Origin of the sequence: Pseudomonas sp. B26(2017) (assembly GCF_002113045.1) — a bacterium.
In the GTDB taxonomy this organism is placed as follows: Bacteria; Pseudomonadota; Gammaproteobacteria; order Pseudomonadales; family Pseudomonadaceae; genus Aquipseudomonas.
Genome location: NZ_NEJJ01000022.1, coordinates 24,771 through 42,584, shown reverse-complemented (window position 1 = coordinate 42,584; position 17,814 = coordinate 24,771). Strand labels below are relative to the sequence as shown.

At 60.6% G+C, this 17,814-nt stretch carries 16 protein-coding genes; 10 read left to right on the top strand and 6 right to left on the bottom strand.

The annotated features are described in order from the left end of the window. Nucleotides 1–35 precede the first annotated feature (35 nt). Complete coding sequence (locus CAF79_RS26555) at nt 36–1,496, top strand: hypothetical protein (protein ID WP_085701057.1); 1,461 nt, start codon at nt 36–38, stop codon at nt 1,494–1,496. A gap of 3 nt (nt 1,497–1,499) precedes the next feature. On the opposite strand, the gene CAF79_RS26550 is transcribed toward CAF79_RS26555, so the two are convergent. Beyond that, the gene (locus CAF79_RS26550; protein WP_085701056.1) at nt 1,500–2,153 is read right to left on the bottom strand and encodes a lipopolysaccharide kinase InaA family protein; all 654 of its coding nucleotides are present in this window, start codon (nt 2,151–2,153) and stop codon (nt 1,500–1,502) included. A 126-nt stretch (nt 2,154–2,279) separates the two neighbouring features. Here CAF79_RS26550 and msbA point away from each other — a divergent pair, with 126 nt between their 5' ends. The 7 genes from msbA (at nt 2,280) to CAF79_RS26515 (ending at nt 10,487) form a co-directional block, all read left to right on the top strand. Beyond that, complete coding sequence (gene msbA, locus CAF79_RS26545) at nt 2,280–4,100, top strand: lipid A export permease/ATP-binding protein MsbA (protein WP_085701055.1); 1,821 nt, start codon at nt 2,280–2,282, stop codon at nt 4,098–4,100. After that, on the top strand, nt 4,094–4,990 hold the full coding sequence (locus tag CAF79_RS26540; protein ID WP_085701054.1) for a GNAT family N-acetyltransferase: 897 nt from the start codon (nt 4,094–4,096) through the stop codon (nt 4,988–4,990). The genes msbA and CAF79_RS26540 overlap by 7 nt, the downstream gene beginning before the upstream one ends. 4 nt (nt 4,991–4,994) lie before the next feature. Beyond that, nucleotides 4,995–6,395, top strand: coding sequence for a PIG-L deacetylase family protein (locus CAF79_RS26535; RefSeq protein ID WP_085701053.1), 1,401 nt, complete (start codon nt 4,995–4,997; stop codon nt 6,393–6,395). A 64-nt stretch (nt 6,396–6,459) separates the two neighbouring features. After that, a complete protein-coding gene (hldE, locus tag CAF79_RS26530; protein ID WP_085701052.1) occupies nt 6,460–7,881 on the top strand; it encodes a bifunctional D-glycero-beta-D-manno-heptose-7-phosphate kinase/D-glycero-beta-D-manno-heptose 1-phosphate adenylyltransferase HldE in 1,422 nt (473 codons plus the stop codon). A 130-nt stretch (nt 7,882–8,011) separates the two neighbouring features. Further along, nucleotides 8,012–8,986 (top strand): glycosyltransferase, encoded by a 975-nt coding sequence (locus CAF79_RS26525; protein ID WP_085701051.1) that lies wholly within the window; start codon nt 8,012–8,014, stop codon nt 8,984–8,986. Continuing rightward, entirely contained in the window at nt 8,987–9,673 is a 687-nt protein-coding gene (locus CAF79_RS26520) for a hypothetical protein (RefSeq protein WP_085701050.1), read from the top strand. Nucleotides 9,674–9,686: 13 nt separating this feature from the next. Next, nucleotides 9,687–10,487, top strand: a complete 801-nt coding sequence (locus tag CAF79_RS26515; protein ID WP_085701049.1) for a hypothetical protein — start codon at nt 9,687–9,689, stop codon at nt 10,485–10,487. Between the two features lie 4 nt (nt 10,488–10,491). Here CAF79_RS26515 and CAF79_RS26510 read toward each other — a convergent pair whose 3' ends face one another. The 4 genes from CAF79_RS26510 to CAF79_RS26495 form a co-directional block, all read right to left on the bottom strand. Then, nucleotides 10,492–11,457, bottom strand: a complete 966-nt coding sequence (locus CAF79_RS26510; RefSeq protein ID WP_085701048.1) for a metal ABC transporter ATPase — start codon at nt 11,455–11,457, stop codon at nt 10,492–10,494. Between the two features lie 31 nt (nt 11,458–11,488). After that, nucleotides 11,489–12,301, bottom strand: a complete 813-nt coding sequence (locus tag CAF79_RS26505; RefSeq protein ID WP_085701047.1) for an aldo/keto reductase — start codon at nt 12,299–12,301, stop codon at nt 11,489–11,491. Further along, nucleotides 12,298–13,473, bottom strand: coding sequence for an FAD-binding oxidoreductase (locus tag CAF79_RS26500; protein WP_085701046.1), 1,176 nt, complete (start codon nt 13,471–13,473; stop codon nt 12,298–12,300). Before CAF79_RS26500 ends, CAF79_RS26505 begins: the two co-directional genes overlap by 4 nt. Nucleotides 13,474–13,588: 115 nt before the next feature. Then, nucleotides 13,589–13,921 carry a multidrug efflux SMR transporter gene (locus CAF79_RS26495; RefSeq protein WP_085701045.1) on the bottom strand — a complete coding sequence of 111 codons (333 nt, stop codon included), beginning with the start codon at nt 13,919–13,921 and terminating at the stop codon, nt 13,589–13,591. Between the two features lie 102 nt (nt 13,922–14,023). On the opposite strand from CAF79_RS26495, the gene CAF79_RS26490 reads away from it, so the two are divergent. Then, on the top strand, nt 14,024–14,926 hold the full coding sequence (locus CAF79_RS26490; protein ID WP_085701044.1) for a LysR family transcriptional regulator: 903 nt from the start codon (nt 14,024–14,026) through the stop codon (nt 14,924–14,926). An 11-nt stretch (nt 14,927–14,937) separates the two neighbouring features. Beyond that, entirely contained in the window at nt 14,938–16,218 is a 1,281-nt protein-coding gene (gene waaA / locus CAF79_RS26485) for a lipid IV(A) 3-deoxy-D-manno-octulosonic acid transferase (protein WP_085701043.1), read from the top strand. Nucleotides 16,219–16,248: 30 nt separating this feature from the next. On the opposite strand, the gene CAF79_RS26480 is transcribed toward waaA, so the two are convergent. After that, complete coding sequence (locus CAF79_RS26480) at nt 16,249–17,682, bottom strand: TolC family outer membrane protein (protein ID WP_085701042.1); 1,434 nt, start codon at nt 17,680–17,682, stop codon at nt 16,249–16,251. Between the last annotated feature and the right edge of the window lie 132 nt (nt 17,683–17,814).

Here is a 17,814-nt window from a genome sequence, read left to right as displayed (position 1 = left end):
GCGTACCTGGTAACGAGTGTCGATGAGGTGGCTGGGTGAAAGGTACGGGCAGTAAAGTGGGAACTCGAGTATCCAGAATCATCGACGAATACCCAGTTTGGCTGGCATTTTGGGGCAGTGTTCTGCTCTCGTTGATCGCAGTCATGGGTACTGCAACCGTCGGGCGTGATGCGGCGCTGTACATCGATATTGCGCAGCAAGTCACCGAGCATGGGCCCAATGTGGCGTGGGCAGCGTTCGATTGGCCCTGGTTTTCCTTACTTCTGGCAGGCACCCATGCCGTCCTGCATCTGCCACTGGAGCTGAGTGCCTATCTCTGGTGCGGACTGTTTTTTGCCGGCACCAGCGCGTTGATGGTTGATTGCATCCGCCAGCGTACCCCCCACATCACTCGCTGGGCTTGTCTGGTGGTGCTGGCAATGCCTGCGGTCAATGCCTTTCGTAACGACATCATTCGTGAGTGCGGTTTCTGGTTTTTTTGCACGCTTGCGCTGTGGCTCGCGTTTCGCTGGCAGACGCGAGGCGGCTGGTTGCGTGCTGCTCTCATTCATCTGGCGATTGTCGCGGCGGCGTTGTTTCGCCTGGAGGCGTTACTGATGGTGGTGGCATTGGGATTGTGGCAACTGCCCAATCTCTGGTCTTCGACTCGGCGCCTGCAATTCTTCCAGTTTTCACTGTTGCCGATCCTGGGTCTGCTGGTGATCTCGGTGTCCGGCGTGCTTCTGTCTGCCCGCGTGATGCTCTATCTGAACATGATTGAACCTCGTGGCGTGCTGTCGTCGTTTCAGATGCTATGCGACCAGTTCGCCAATTCACTCATCAACAAGTACTCCCAGGACGAAGCCGGGCGGATCATTTTCTTCGGCATCCTGGCGACCATGGCCATCACTTTCGTGAAGTTGATGGGGCCTTTTGCTGTGCCGTTCATATTGCGTCGCAACTGGGTGGTGCTGGGCATTTACTGGCGCGACTACCGTCCCTTCGCCTGGGCGGCGCTGTGTTACCTGCTTGTTCTGGTGCTGTTTTTCATCAAGCAGCAGTTCATGAATACACGCTACCTGAGCTTCCTGAATCTTCTGTTTGTGCCGGTGCTGGCGATGGGGCTGGCGGCGTTTGTCCGCGAGTTTCCGCGATGGGGCAAGGGGCTGGTGATCGTAGGGTTGCTGGTGATGCTGGCCAACGTCATTTCCACTGGGGCCGGCAAAACCCACTATGTCGAGGCGGGACGCTGGATGTCCTCCCACGTCGAGCCGGGTGCGCCGACTTACTTCGAGGATGGGCGGATCAGCTACTACGCCGGTCGCGGCTATGTAATGCCTGTTCTGACTCAGGAAGAAGCCATGTCGGCAGCTCATGCCAGTGACTTTCGTTATTTCGTCATTGAAGCAAAGGGTGACGAACCATGGCTGAACGAGTGGCTGGCGGCGCACAAGCTGCGCGTCATCGAGCATTTCGCCAATCGCAAAGGTGCCACGGTGGTGGTCATCGGCCGCTAAGGCTCAACCCAGCAGCGGGCGCAGGCGCGAGATCAGAGGTGCCTGCCGGTTGCTCGGCAGGGCCTGCCGGTAACCCTCGATAAACGTATCGCCGGCGTCTTCCCCCAGCAACCATTGCCGGTCTTCCTTGTAACGCAGCAAGTGGGCGAAGTTGCGCAGGCGTTTGCTGTCGCTGAGTGCGCGCTTCTGGCAGCGCAGGTCGGCGATATCGATCAGGCCCAATTGGTTGTCCGGGGTCAGCACGACGTTGCCGAAGTGCAGCGATCGGAAGTACACACCTTTCTCGTGCAATTGCGCGAAATACGCGCCCAGTTGAAATCTAAGTGTGTCCGTCCCTTCGCTGGAGCCTTGCAGCTGGCGCACGGTCTTGCCCGCCAGTGGACTGTAATAAACGCAGTCGCGCTCGATACTCGGGATGCGGTATACAGCGATGACTTTTGGGCAAAGAACGCCGCGCTGTTCCAGTGCTCTGGTGTTGTCGGCAAAGCGTTGTGCGTACGGATAGAACAGTGCCGAACTGAGCAGGCGTTTGCGACGGAACAGCTTGAGCATGCATCCATCGGCCAATCGAAGCACCTTGTCACCGGAGCCGTCGGCTTCCAGTACGTGTGCACCGGCGCGCAGTGCCTCGTAGGTGCTGTGATCAATCGATTGCATTATCGGGCTCCCCATCATTAGCGGCGTATCTTAACCGACTTGATCAAGGGCTGGCTTGAAGTCATGTTTATCGGGGTAAAAATGCGTGTGATATCATCCCCGCCTCACTGAATTGTGCGGATCACCATGAGCAGTCCTGAACCGAAAGCCCAGTCAACGCTGGCGATCTATTTCCGCCTTTTGGCTTACGTGCGGCCTTATGCCGGCCTCTTTCTTCTCAGCATCGTCGGGTTTCTGATCTTCGCATCGACTCAACCGATGCTCGCTTACATCCTCAAGTATTTCGTCGATGGTCTGGCCAATCCTGAAGCCAGTCTGTTTCCAGGCAACCCTTATCTGGGCAAATTGCAGTTGCTCGAAACCGTGCCGTTGATGATCGTGCTCATCGCGCTGTTACAGGGCGTGGGTTCGTACCTTGGCAACTTCTTCCTGGCCCGGGTTTCCCTGGGATTGGTGCATGACCTGCGGGTGGTGCTGTTCAACAAGCTGCTGGAGTTGCCTAACCGGTTCTTTGACAAGAACAACTCCGGCCATCTGATTTCCCGGATTACCTTCAACGTGACCATGGTCACCGGCGCGGCAACGGACGCGATCAAGGTGGTCATTCGCGAAGGCATGACCGTGATTTTCCTGTTCTTCACCCTGTTGTGGATGAACTGGAAGCTTACGCTGGTGATGGTGGCCATCCTGCCGGTGATCGGCATCATGGTGAACAGCACCAGCAAGAAATTCCGCAAGCAAAGCAAAAAGATCCAGGTGTCGATGGGCAACGTCACGCACGTTGCCTCCGAGACGATTCATGGTTATCGCGTTGTGCGCAGTTTCGGCGGCGAACTCTATGAAAAGACCCGCTTTCGCGAGGCCAGCCAGAGCAACACCGACAAGCAACTGACAATGACCAAGACCGGCGCAGTTTACACACCGATGCTGCAACTGGTGACTTACAGCGCCATGGCCGTGGTCATGTTCCTCGTGCTGTACCTTCGTGGCGATGCCTCACCGGGGGACCTGGTGGCATACATCACCATGGCTGGTTTGTTGCCAAAACCGATTCGCCAGCTCTCGGAAGTCAGCTCGACCATTCAGAAAGGCGTAGCCGGTGCCGAAAGTATTTTCGAGCAACTGGATGAACCGGCTGAAGTGGATGAGGGCACGGTCGAACAGGATCGCCTTGAGGGGCGTCTGGAAGTGCGCAACCTCAGTTTCCAATACCCGGACACCGACAAGCAGGTGCTCAACGACATCAGTTTTGTCGTTGAACCGGGGCAAATGGTCGCGCTGGTGGGGCGTTCGGGCAGCGGCAAGTCGACGCTTGCCGGCCTTATTCCACGTTTCTATCAGCATGAACAGGGCGAGATTCTGCTCGATGGCATCCGTGTGCAGGACTTTACCTTGCACAGTCTGCGTCGCCAGATTGCGCTGGTGACCCAGCAGGTCACGCTGTTCAACGATACGGTGACCAACAACATCGCTTATGGCGACCTGGCGGGTGCGCCGTTCGAGGAGGTCAAACGGGCCGCCTCCGAGGCCTATGCCGATGAATTCATCATCAAGATGCCGGAAGGTTACGAAACCCTGGTCGGTGAAAACGGCGTGTTGCTGTCTGGCGGCCAGCGCCAGCGCATTGCCATCGCCCGGGCGCTGCTCAAGGATGCGCCGCTGCTGATTCTCGACGAGGCTACGTCTGCCCTCGATACCGAGTCGGAACGGCATATTCAGGCGGCGCTGGATCACGTGGTGCAAAACCGCACGACCCTGGTGATCGCTCACCGCTTGAGCACCATCGAGAAGGCCGACCTGATTCTGGTCATGGATGAAGGCCGGATCGTCGAGCGCGGAACCCACGCGCAACTGCTGGAGCAGAACGGCTATTACTCCCGTCTGCATGCCAAGGAGTTTGAAGAAGGTGACGAGCTCCAGCCAGCCCACGCGACCAACGTATGCTGAAGGTGTTTCGCAGCATTCGTGAGCGTGGCTGGACGGAGATAGACCAGGATGCTTACGCCCGCGCCTGGCAGCGCTTCGGCGGCAGCTTTGCCACGCATCCCGAGGTGGTCGAGCGGCTGTCGATGTTCGTGGGCATCGAACTGCGTTATCTGGGCTGGGTCGTTGGCGACGAGGTAGTAGCTGCGATTCCTTGCTGGGGCCGTCATGTGGCCTTGTCCAAGGAAGTGCTCAAGCGCGAGGGCAAACGCGGATTGCTCGACATGGGTAATGCCGAAATCATTCTGCCGATCGCGCCGGATGTCGTCGTGCCGGTTCGCCAGCGCATGGCCTATGTGTCCCAGCTCAATGCCGAGCAGATCAGTACCTTGAAAGTGCAGCCGGAGGGCTTGGCCCTGGCCCGGTTGCCGGAAGAGTATTCGAAGAAATTTCGCTACAACCAGCGTCGCGAACAGCGCCTGCTGGAAGAGGCGGGTGGTTCGCTGGTGCCGATGTCGGACTTTACTGCGGCGCAGCAGGCGCAGACTTACAGTGATCTGTTCGAACGCCGCTGGGGCTTCGAAGTACCTGGCAGGGCCGGGCTCGTTGAGGTATTCACTCTATTGCGTGAGTTCATGACCGGTTCCGTGGTCATGCTCGAATCGGCACCCGTGGCCATTCAGGTTTTGTACCGCGTCGAAGCGCCGCAATGGGTCTCGCTGGAATACATCAATGGTGGCGTCGACCCGCAGAGTCGCGAGTTCAGCCCCGGTAGCGTGTTGAGTTTCGTCAATACCCAGCAGGCCTGGGCAGACGCGCAGGCACTGGGTAAGCCTTTGCGTTATTCATTCGGTCGTGCCGACCGTGAGTACAAGGATCGCTGGTGCCACACGGTGCCGGTCTACAAGGTCTGAATTGATGAGCGCTCGCAAGCAACAGCTTCTCAAGGCACACCGACGCGGCAAGCGTCTGTTCCTCATCGCCTTCGTGGTTGCGCTGTTTCTGGTCGGCTTTCTGGTCGGCTGGTCGCTGGTGCCGCTGTTGCTGGTACTGGCCTGGGTTGCCCACGAAGCGTGGTTTGCCGATCACTTGTTTTACCGGCCGTCCGACGACTACCAATACGACTTTCCTGCGGACACCGCGCGACAGACTGTCAGTCTGGACGGCGGTGTGGTGCGTCTGAGCGAGCCGTTGGCGCCGGGCGAGACACTCATTCTCGAACTTGAATTGAAGGCTGGCTGGCTGGGTCGCTGGCTCGATCCCTACGTTGCGGTGGGGGATGATCGCCAGGACTTCGAGCGCGGGGTGAAAGGGCGGCGTTACCTAAACCTTTCCGGGCAGGCAGATGCTTTGGCGCAGGGCGTGCTGACCCTGCGCGGACGATATTGCACGGCGGGTACCATGGGCACGCTTTGGGTCATGGCGAACCCTGATTACAGCCGCCAGCGCGTTATGGTCATCGCTCCTCATGCCGACGATGCCGAGCTTGCGGCATTCGGTCTTTACAGCCGTAGTGAAGACGTCAGCATCGTCACCCTGACCCAAGGCGAGATCGAAGCTGAAGATTTCCAGCGTATGGGCCTTGATGAGGCCGCCGCAGCGCGGTTGAAGGGGCGTTTGCGCAGTTGGGACAGTCTGGTGATTCCTCTGTGGGGTGGCGTGCCGGCCGAACGTTGCGTGCAGCTGGGTTATTACTGCCTGCAATTGCCTGCGATGGCCGCTGAACCGGCCACGGCTTTCGGTTCCCTCGAGTCGCAGGAAGGCGATGTGCGCACTGTGCGCCGTCACAATCCGCTGACCTTGCCCGCCGATGTTGACGGGCAGCCAACTTGGCAGAACCTTGTCGAAGACCTGACGGCGCTTCTGAAGCATTACCGTCCAGAGGTCGTCGTCACGCCGCATCCCGAGCTGGATCCACACAGCGATCACGTCGCCTCGACTCAAGCGCTGCTTGAGGCCGTTGGCCTGAGTAGCTGGAAGCCGACGACGATGTTGCTGTACGCCAATCATTTGCATGACAACGACCGCTGGCCAATGGGCCCTGCCGGTGGCGGAATCGCGCTGCCGCCAGCCATCGAACCATTGCCGGCCAACCGCTTGTGGAGTCCGGTGCTGTCGCCGGACGTGCAACTGGATAAGGCCATGGCGTTAGCCATGGAGCACGACTTGCAGGGCGGGCAAGTGTTCAAACGGCAATTGCGCCGCTGGATCCAGCAGGGACTGGCGGGGCGTCGCTGGCCTGTCACTGGCAGTAATGAGTTTTTCCGCAAGGCTGTGCGGCGCCACGAGTTGTTCTGGGTGCGCGACCTTTCAGATTGAGGCGGACGGCCCTTGACCCTGTGTTAATATCGCGCCCCTGTTCATTTTGTATGTGGGTTGCTCCATGAAGTTGTCCATGCCGCGATTCGATCAAGCCCCTGTCTTGGTGGTCGGCGATGTCATGCTCGACCGTTACTGGCATGGCGGTACCTCACGGATTTCCCCTGAGGCGCCGGTTCCTGTCGTTAAAGTCGAGCAAATCGAAGACCGCCCGGGCGGTGCCGCCAACGTTGCCTTGAACATTGCTGCGCTGGGTGCGCCGGCGTCGCTGGTCGGTGTGACCGGTGACGACGAAGCCGCCGACAGCCTGAGCAACAGCCTCAAGGGTGCGGGCGTGCGAGCCTTGTTCCAGCGCATTGCGCACCAGCCGACCATCGTCAAGCTGCGGGTCATGAGCCGGCACCAGCAATTGCTGCGTATCGACTTCGAAGAACCGTTCGCCACCGACGCCCTGGCCCTCGGCGCGCAGGTCGATGACCTGCTTGAAGGCATCAAGGTGCTGGTGCTGTCCGACTACGGCAAAGGCGCCCTGAGAAACCATCAGGCGCTGATCCAGGCCGCCCGTGCCAAAGGCATTCCGGTGCTGGCCGACCCGAAGGGCAAGGATTTCTCGATCTACCGGGGCGCGAGCCTGATCACCCCGAACCTCAGCGAGTTCGAAGCAATCGTCGGCGGTTGCGCCGATGAGCACGAGCTGGTGACCAAGGGCGCGAAGCTGATGCACGACCTGGATCTCGGCGCATTGCTGGTGACCCGTGGCGAGCACGGCATGACCCTGCTGCGTCCGGATCATCCGGCTTTGCATTTGCCTGCGCGGGCCCGTGAAGTGTTCGACGTGACCGGTGCCGGCGACACGGTGATTTCCACCCTTGCGGCGGCGATTGCTGCCGGTGAGGAACTGCCACACGCGGTGGCGCTGGCCAACCTGGCGGCGGGCATCGTCGTTGGTAAGCTCGGTACGGCGGCGATCAGCGCTCCGGAGCTGCGTCGCGCCATTCAGCGTGAAGAAGGTTCCGAGCGCGGCGTGCTGGGTCTGGAGCAACTGCTGCTGGCGGTGGCCGATGCCCGTGCACACAACGAAAAAATCGTTTTCACCAATGGCTGCTTCGACATCCTCCATGCAGGTCATGTGACCTACCTGGAGCAGGCGCGGGCTCAAGGCGATCGTTTGATTGTCGCGGTCAACGACGATGCTTCGGTCAGCCGCCTCAAGGGGCCTGGCCGTCCGATCAACAGTGTCGATCGACGTATGGCTGTGCTGGCGGGGCTTGGGGCGGTGGACTGGGTCATCAGCTTCCCTGAAGGCACGCCAGAAAACCTGCTGCGTGAGGTCAAGCCGGACGTGCTGGTCAAGGGCGGGGATTACGGGATTGACCAGGTGGTCGGCGCCGACATCGTGACGGCTTATGGCGGCACCGTGAAAGTGCTGGGACTGGTGGAAAACAGTTCAACCACCGCGATTGTCGAAAAAATCCGCAGTCGTTGATCAGATGGAACTTTATTGTTTTGGACTGCGTGTGAACGGATTTTGCCTTGGGGATCTAACCGTTTCCGTTGATGTTGGCAGGTTTGAATCCGCTGCGCTTGCCTGCCTGCATCGTGTGGTCATTTAACCTATGAAAGTCATGCTCCTGGTGATGAATGAACAGCGGGTCATTCTCGACCGGCTCTACGACATCGTGCAGCAGAACTGTGATGAATGTGTCATCTATCGGCTCAGCAAACAGCAACAGATGAACCTGGGGCCTTTTTTGGCCTCGGTTGATTACCAGACCTTTGATCGTGTCGTTATCTTCTCCAGGGTCAAGCGCCTGGTCTCGCAACTGCGGGTGCTCAAGTGCATCCCCGGGCTGGTCTTTCTCGAACACGATGCCTACCAGAACTACATGCCCGCCAGTAAATATCGTGGCGTTTATTCGCGTCTCTACAGGCGCCTGCCGAGTTGCCGGGCGCTGGTTTCCGGGGCGGTGGTCGCACGCAAGATGCTCGCTGAAGGCATCGACACGGTGTTCGTCTCCAAGGGTTACGACGAGCAGATGCTGCGCAACACCGGGTCCGAGCGCGACATTCCCATCGGTTTTCTCGGCAGCCTGAAAAGTACCGAGTACGCCCAGCGCAAGGCACTGCTCGAATCGCTGGCGCAGCGTACCGGTATGCTGGTGACCCGTACCCGCTCCGGCTCCGAATACCTGGAAACGCTCAATCGCATCAAGATTTTCGTCAGCGCCGACATCGGCATGAACGAGTTCATGATCAAGAACTACGAAGCCATGGCCTGCGGTTGTGTGCTGCTGGCCTGGAGTCAGGGCGAAGAAGACAAGTTGCTTGGCTTCGAAGACATGCACAACACCGTGTTCTATCGCAGCGAAGACGAGGCGGTGGAAAAGATCAAGCTGTTGCAGGGCGATCCGGAGCTGTCGCAGCGTATTGCCAGCAATGGTCAGGCCTTTGCAGAAAGTCGCTATTCCTTCGCCCGTGTCGGCCAGGCCCTCGCCACTGAAATACAGCGCGAGATGCGCCCATGGCAGCCGCCGTCAGCATTCACGCGGTTCTGGGTGAAACTGCGTTTCGGCATGAAGGTGCCGGTCTGAATGAAGGATGAACATATGGCGCTGGATGCGCTCCCCGGCGGTGACCAGTCGGTGTTGGACGCGTTGCCCGAGCCATTGCGCGAATGCCTGAGCCGCGCGCACCGGGTCATCCTGATCGCGAATAATCCGGCCATCACGGCGGCGGATTTTCAGGCGCTGAATATCAGCGCCAATGACGTCGTCGTCAGTTTCAACACCTGCATCAAGGCGCCGCTGCTCAACGAGCACAGCTTGAACGTCTTCGTGCATGGCTATAACGCGCCGGACGCCTATTTTTTTGGTCTGCCTTACGGCCCGGACGTGCAACGGTTGTTCGAGCATGCGGGCGAGCGTTGTTTCACCATGCTGGTCGGCTGCGCCGCACCGATGTGTCCGTTGCCACGGGTGGCCATGTATTGGGATCGTATCCCGCTGCCGGCTCTGTGGAACTATCCCGTCGACCGTCCGGGCGGCAAGCGCTACGTTGGGCCATCTACCGGTTTCAATACGCTGGTGGTTTTAGACTGGTTGCGCGGTCACGCCGGTTATTCCTATCAGCTCATGACCCTGGGGTTTTCCAACGAATCGGGGAAACTGTGGGGTGGGCATGCCTGGGATTACGAGCGCGACTGGCTGCAGCAGTCGGACGTCATTGTGGTGCCTTTGCAGCCGCGTCGCTGGTGGCAAAAGCTCTTTTGCCAAAAATAGAAGGTGCTGTTGAGTGTTGAAAATTGCCGTCGCTTTTTTCGGGATCCCGAGAAATTCGCAGATTTGCTTCCCTTCCATTGAACAGAACGTTCTGGCGCAGTTTCCGGCGGGCAGCGACGTACAGTGCTTCTATCATTTGTACAAAATCGATGAAGTACAGAACTTCCGCTCGGGCGAAAAAGGCGAGTTGAGGGCTGACAACTATCAGCCATTCGAGCCGATGATCGGGGCCCTGACTTCGACTGACGGGGTACTGGAGCGTTGGGATTTCGAGCAGGTCAAAGCGCAGGGCGATACTTGGGCCGATGACTATGCGTCGCTGCGCAACCTGATCTATCAGCTCAATTCACTGCACACAGTGACCAGCATGATCGAAACCTTCAATCCCGATTTCGTCGTGTTCGTGCGCCCGGACAATTTCTTCCACAATCCGCTGCCCGCCTATGTGTTCAATCATTCAGAGGCCCGGAGGCACTTTGCCTACATTCCGGACTGGCAGTGGTGGGGCGGGTTGAACGACCGCTTTGCCATTTGCGGGCGCGATACCTATGTCGCCTATGGCAAGCGGATCGAGCGCATTTTCCAATTCTGCAAAGCCACGGGAAGAAAGCTGCACTCCGAGCGCTTGCTCAAGTACGCACTACAGCAGGCCGGTGCCAAAGTCTGCACGCTACCGACCCAAGCCTCTCGGGTGCGAATCACCGGCGCTTTTGCCGAAGAGTCGTTTTCGCCCAAGCGCGGCATGGGCAAGCGTGAAAACCGCTATTTCCATTTCTTCGCGACCTTGCGCACCTGGATGGATCGTCGGCGCTAGTCGGCTATTTGCTCGCGCGTTTCTTGCCGATGCCAACCAGACGCAGCGCCTTCAGACTCAATTGCTTGAGTCCCGCGCGAGGCGGCTTCGCCGGTTGCAGGCCCTGTTGCACGACCCAGTCTTTCCAGCGAATCCGCTCTTCACGCACGACCCAGCCCGTCTGGGTCGCAAAGCTTTCGGCCAGATAAAGCCCGCGGGTGCCGGCCGGCAGGAGTTTGTCGCGCTTGAGGGTATACAACTCGGCCAAGGGCGCGCCGTCCTTGAGCGGCATCAGGTAGAGATCGGGGCGCTTGCGGTCCAGCCGGGCCACCAGTTGATCGCCTTCCAGTCGTTCATCGACATGGAACAGGCTGAGGCTCTTGGCTTCCTTGGGTACATCCAGCCGCAGGTCATAGATCAATTGCAGTGACGCGGTCGGCAAGTGCACGTAAGCCCGTGGCCGTTCAAGCAATTGCAGATTGGCGCAGCGCACCGGCCTGGCTGAACCGGACAGCGGCGTCAGGCGAAAGGGCAGGGCCTCGCGATAATGCAGCGCCGAAGCGTATGGCGCCGGCAGCCAGGTGTCGTTGAAGCGCCCGCCGAGCCAGCCTTCCGGGGTTTCCAGCAGGCATTCCTCGGCGATCTCCTGGATCGCCGTGTGCAGCGGAATATTCAGTTCATGGGCTGGCACGTAACCGGAAATCAACTTGAGCACGACGTCGCCGCGATCCTGCCGCCGCTGACGCACCAGCACCCAGTAATCGCGATTCTGCCAGTGCAGGGTCAGACGCACCGAAACACCAAGGTTGGCCAGCTCCAGCGCAAAGCGCTCGGCGTCAGCCACGTTGACCGGTTTACGCCGCTGAAGGGTCTGGGTGAAATTCAGCGGCATGCCGACGCTCTGATAGGTCAGGCCTTCCGGCGTGGCTTCGACGAACAGCGGCAGCGTCTTGAAGTTGCTCGGGTTCTTTCTGATGAGCGTACGCGGCATGTCGGCTCCTGCTTAAGGCCGCGAGGCGGCGTCAGTGACCACGAAGGACCTGGGCAACGGTCGCAACGTTATGGGCGAGGTGCAGCGGATTGATGGTCCCGACAATGGCACTGGCCACGCCGGGCTGGGCGAACAGCAACTCGAAGCTGGCGCGCACCGGATCCACACCGGGACTCAGGCACACATGACCGCTGGCCAGCGCCTTTTTCACCAGAATGGCTTTGCCGTGGGCAGCAGCATAGTCAATGACCGCCTTCTCGTTTTGTTCGTTCAGATTGTAGGTGACCATTGCGCAGTCGCCTTGCTCCAGTGCCTTGAGGCCACCGTCGACGGTTTTGCCGGAGAAGCCGAAGCCGCGAATCTTGCCTTCGGCCTTCATCGCCGCGAGGGTTGCGTAGACTTCGCTGTCGTTGAGGATCGCCAGGTCGTTGCCGTCGGAGTGCACCAGCACCAGGTCGATAAAATCCGTTTCCAGACGTTGCAGGCTGCGCTCCACCGACATCCGGGTGTGAGCGGCGCTGAAATCATGGGTCGATTGGCCGTCGACAAATTCTTCGCCGACCTTGCTGACAATCACCCAGTCCTGACGCTCACCACGCAGCAGTGGGCCGAGGCGTTCTTCGCTGCGGCCATAGGCCGGTGCGGTGTCGATCAGGTTGATGCCCAGTTCCCGCGCCTGCTTGAGCAGCATGCGCGCGGCGTCGTCATCGGGGATCTGGAAGCCGTTGGGGTATTTCACGCCCTGGTCGCGGCCGAGTTTGACGGTGCCCAGGCCCAGTGGCGAAACCAGCAGGCCGGTGCTGCCCAGCGGGCGATGCAGGTCGTGCAGGGTCGGCAGGCTCATGGCAGCAGTTGCTCCCAGGCGGGAACGCCCATCGGTGGTTTTGGCAGTTCTGGCAGCGGGGTCGTATGGCTCGGCTGGATGCCGTCGCGTTGAAGTGATGCCATCACCCGGTCAGCAAAGTCCGGCGCCAGGGCCAGTTTGGTCGGCCAGCCGACCAGCAGGCGTCCTTCTTCAGCGAGGAAGGCGTTGTCCGGGCGGGTCAGGCCGGTTTGCAACGGTTCGGCGCGATCCACGCGCAGGGTGGCCCATTGCACCGTGCTCAGGTCGATCCATGGCAATAGCTGACCGAGTTCTTTCTGGGCGGTGGCGATTTGTTCGGCCGGTTCACGGGCCACGCCTTCGGATTCGGCAATGTCGCCGCCCAGATACCAGACCCACTGGCCGTCGGCGGCCGGGTGCGTGGTTACGGTGATGCGCGGTTTGGTGCCGCCACCGAGGCAGTGCGCATATAGCGGCTTCAGGCCCGGGCCTTTGGCGATGATCATGTGCAGCGGCCGGCGTTGCATGGCCGGATGGGTCAGGCCCAAAGCAGTCAGCAGATCGGCTGTACCGGCACCGGCGCTGAGGACGATGCGCTGGGCACGAATCTCACGGCCGTCGACCTTCAGGCCAACCAGCACGCCGCTTTCCAGCAACGGCTCGATGTTTTGTCCGGCCAGCAGACCGTCACCGGACAGGTCGGCCAGACGCTGGATCAGGCTCGGCACATCGATCACCAGTTCGGCGAGGCGGTAGACCTTGCCCTTGAAGCGTTTGTCTTGCAGGGCCGGCGGCAGTTGATCGCCCTTGACCTGATCGACCCGGCCACGCACGGCTTTACTGGCGAAGAAACTGGTGAGGTTGCCGGCCAGGGTGCCCGGCGACCACAGGTAATGGGCTTCGGACAGCAGGCGCACGCCGGTCAGATCCAGTTCGCCGTTGCCGGCCAGAGCTTCACGCCAGCGACGCGGCATGTCGGCGATGGCTTCCGAGGCGCCGGTGAGCGCCCCGTGCAACGCGTATTTGGCGCCGCCGTGGATGATGCCCTGGGACTTCACACTCTGTCCGCCACCAAGGCTGGCGCTTTCCACCAGCACGGTCGAGAAACCTTGGCGACGCAGACGCGCGTTCAGCCAGAGACCGGCGACACCCGCGCCGACAATCAGCACGTCGGTGGAAATTGGAGATGGCATGCAACGACCTCAGGGTTTGAAGAAGTCGCAAGTTTCAAGCTTCAAGCTGCAAGCTGCAACCCGAAGCTGTAAATCGGTCGAGCTTGCAGCTTATGGCTTGATGCTCGTCAGTGTTTCAATGGCCGGCGGTTTTCGAGAACAGCTGAATCACCACCACGCCGAGCACGATCAGCGCCATCCCGAGCATCGCCGGGAGATCCAGCTTCTGCCCATAGATGAACAGCGCCGCGACGCTGACCATCACGATGCCCATGCCGGCCCACACCGCGTAGGCCACGCCCACCGGTACGCTGCGTACCACCAGGGTCAGCATCCAGAACGCGATGGCGTAGCCGACGATGACCAGCACCAGTGGCAGTGGCGTGCTGAAGCCTTTGACGGCTTTCATCGAAACGGTCGCGATCACTTCGGCACAGATGGCGATGGCCAGGTAGACGTAAGCGTTCATGTTCAATTCCTCATGTGAAGCGTTGCTTTCTGAGGCGGCATTCTAGTGACTCCCCAGATGGGGTAAAGTCATTACCTATCTGTTTGAAAGATGGGTTGGTCAATGAGCATGCAGTGGAATCTGGAGCAGTTGCGGGTGTTCGTTGCGGTGGCCGAGCAGCGTTCGTTTTCCGCTGTGGCGCGTCAGCAGCGCAAGGCACAGTCGGCGATCAGCAGCGCGATTGCGATGCTTGAGGACGATCTCGGAGTCAGCCTGTTCGAGCGTAGCAGCGGTCGTCAGCCGAGTCTGACCGAGGCGGGAGAGGCATTGCTGGAGGAGGCGCGCGAAGTGCTGCGTCAGTGCGAACGCCTGAACGGCCGGGCCGTGGCCATGATGCGCGGGCAGGAGGCGCAATTGCGGGTGGCGCAGGACGAGGCAATGCCCTATCAGGCGCTGGTGGAAAGTTTCGGTGCGCTGGCCGAGCAGTTCCCGAGTCTGGAGGTGCAACTGACCAGCGCCGCCCAGGGCGAGGTTTCACGCAAACTGGTGGAGCGCCGGGCCGATCTCGGGCTGCTGTTCTATCACGACGAAATTCCCGAAGCGCTGGAGCGCCGGGTGCTGGGCAGCGTGGAGATGGTCACGGTCTGCGGCGTCAATCATCCGCTGGCCGCGCAGTCCCGGGTCAATTGCCAGCAACTGGCCCAGCATCGGCAGCTGCTGATGTCGACCCAGACCAGCGTCTACCCCGGCAGCGAGCCGGCCAGCCCACAGGTGTGGCGCGCCGACAGTTTCTACGTGATGGCCGAATGGCTGGTGCGCGACCTTGGCTGGGCCTGGCTGCCGCGCCATGTGGTGCAGTACTCGGCGTATCAGGGCCTGATGGTGGAGCTGGACAGCGAATGGACGCCGCCGGCACTGGTGGTGGAACTGGTCTGGCGCCGCGACGAACCATTGGGGCCGGCAGCTCGTTGGCTGGCGGAGCGATTTGCCATACACCTGCGGGCGATCGGCGGCAAAAGCCGATAAACTCCGCCGCCATGAATAGAACTCTTTACACCGCGCTGTTTTACCTGGGGCTGCCATTGGTGGCGATTCGGCTGTGGCTGCGCTCACGCAAGGCGCCGGCGTATGCCCAACGGATTGGCGAACGTTTCTCCTACGGGATGCCGACCCTGCAACCCGGTGGTATCTGGGTTCACGCCGTGTCGGTGGGCGAAAGCATCGCCGCCGCGCCGATGATCCGCGCACTGCTGCAACGCTATCCGACGCTTCCGATCACCGTGACCTGCATGACGCCAACCGGTTCGGAACGTATCCATGCGCTGTTCGCCAACGAGCCACGCATCCAGCACTGCTATTTGCCGTATGACTTGCCCTGTGCAGCCGCGCGTTTTCTGGATCGCGTGCAGCCGAAACTGGCAGTGATCATGGAAACCGAACTGTGGCCCAACCACATTCATCAGTGTGCCAAACGCGGGATTGCGGTGGCGTTGGCCAATGGACGACTGTCCGAGCGTTCCGCCAAGGGCTATGGCCGGTTCAGCAAACTGACCGCGCCGATGCTCGCCGAGATGAGCCTGTTCGCCGTGCAGACCGAGGCCGAAGCCCAGCGCTTCCGAGATCTCGGTGCGCGCCCGGAGACAGTCGAAGTCACTGGCTCGATCAAGTTCGACCTGACCATCGACCCGCAACTGCTGCAACGCGCCGCTGAGCTGCGCAGCCAGTGGCAGGCTCAGGAGCGCCCGGTGTGGATCGCCGCCAGCACCCATGAAGGCGAAGACGAAGTGGTGCTGAATGCTCACCGTCGCTTGCTGACCAACCATCCCGATGCGTTGCTGATTCTGGTGCCGCGTCACCCGGAGCGTTTCAACTCGGTGTTCGAGTTGTGCCAGCGTGAAGGCTTTGCCACGGTGCGTCGCTCCACTGGCGCGAGCGTCGATGCGCAGACTTCGGTGCTGCTTGGCGACACCATGGGCGAGCTGCTGTTTCTCTATGCCCTGGCTGACAGCGCGTTCGTCGGCGGCAGCCTGGTGCCCAACGGCGGGCACAATCTGCTCGAACCGGCAGCCTTGGCGAAACCGGTGATCAGCGGCCCGCACCTGTTCAACTTCCTCGACATCGCCGCGCAACTGCGCAGCGCCGGGGCATTGGCCGAGGTGGATGACGCTGAAGGTCTGGCGACAGAAGTGCAGCGTCTGTTTGAACTGCCGCGCGACGCACAGCGCATGGCAGAAAACGGGCTGAGCGTGATGCGCCGCAATCAGGGCGCGTTGCAGCGCTTGCTCGATGGACTGGGAAGGTTGATCGACCGCCCATAAAAAACGCAGCCTCAGGGCTGCGTTTTTTGTTTAAGGCCGAGCCTTGAGCTGGGCTTCGGCGGCCTTGGCCAGATCCGGGGGCAGGAAGTCCTTGTCCGGGTTGTAGTCGGCTTTCAGGTAGCGGGTCAGATCCTGCAGGTCGCCCGGGTTCAACGTCCCCGCCGCCTGCTTCAGGCGCAGGTTGTCGAGGATGTAGTCGTAGCGGGTGTTGTTGTAATTGCGCACCGAAGTGTAGAGCTGACGCTGGGCGTCGAGCACGTCGACGATGTTGCGCGTCCCCACCTGATAACCGATTTCCGTGGCTTCCACTGCGCTCTGGTTGGAAATGATCGACTGGCGGCGCGCCTGTACCTGTTCGACGTCGGTGTTCACCGCGCGGTGCAGGTTGCGGGTGTTTTCGACGATCTGCCGGCGCAGGCCTTCACGTTGCTGTTCGGTCTGGTCCAGTTGCGCATAAGACTGACGCACCTGGGAGCTGGTCAGGCCGCCGCTGTAGAGCGGGATGTTCACCTGCAACGCCAGGGTGCGCTGTTCGACGTTGCCGCCATACGGCGTGCCGAAGGCATTCGGGTTGCTGAAACCGAACGAATCGTTGTCGCCTTTCTCGTACTTCGCCACGGCGTCGAGGGTCGGCAGGTGGCCGGCCTTGCGCTGTTTCAAAGTCTGTTCGGCAGAGCTGACCGCGAAGTTGCTGGCCAGCAGATTGAGGTTCTGTTTCGCGGCGGTATCGACCCAGGCCTTGGCGTCGTTCGGCGCCGGCGGCAGGATCGGCAAGGTGTGGACGATGCCCTGGATCGAGTTGTACTGACGGTTGGTCAGGGTGACCAGCGCTTGGAACGCATCATCGACCTGACGCTGGGCGACGATCCGGTTGGCGCGCGCGGTGTCGTAACTGGCTTGCGATTGCAGCACGTCGGTCTTGTCCGACAGGCCCACGTCGAAGCGCTCGTTGGACTGGTCGAGCTGGCGCTTGAACGCGGCTTCTTCGGCCTTGGTCGAGGCCAGGTTGTCCTGGCTGCGCAGCACGTTGAAGTAGCTTTCGGCGGTTTGCAGGATCAGGTTCTGCTCGGTGGCCGAAAGTTGCAGCGCGGCCTGCTCGTTGACGTCCTTGGCGGCCTGGTACTGGAACCAGCGGTCGGCGCGGAACAGCGGTTGCGCCAGGGTCGCCTGATACGACTGGGCACTGCGGTTGGCGACCGCCGACGGCTGATCGATGTCGGTGCGCACATTGGCCACCTGGGCGCCACCGGACAGGTTAGGCAGCAGCCCGGCGCGGGCCTGGGGCACGACTTCTTTCTGCGCACCGTACTGGGCGCGGGCGGCGGCCAGGTCGGCGTTGTTGTCGACGGCTTCTTGATAGACGCTGACCAGATCCGTTCTGGTCGACAAAGGCGCTTCTGCTGCCCATACCGTTGCGGTGGACGCACAAGACACGGCGACAGCCAGTGAGAGTTTGCGCAGCATGAGGCGATCCCTAGCATGAATATTATGGAAATAATCCGGGCGCCAAAGGTAAGGCGCGGCCCATGCAGCGTCAAGGCGCAGCATGGCGTAGCGAGTGTAGTTGCGCAGGCGGCAGGCAACAATCTGCCAATT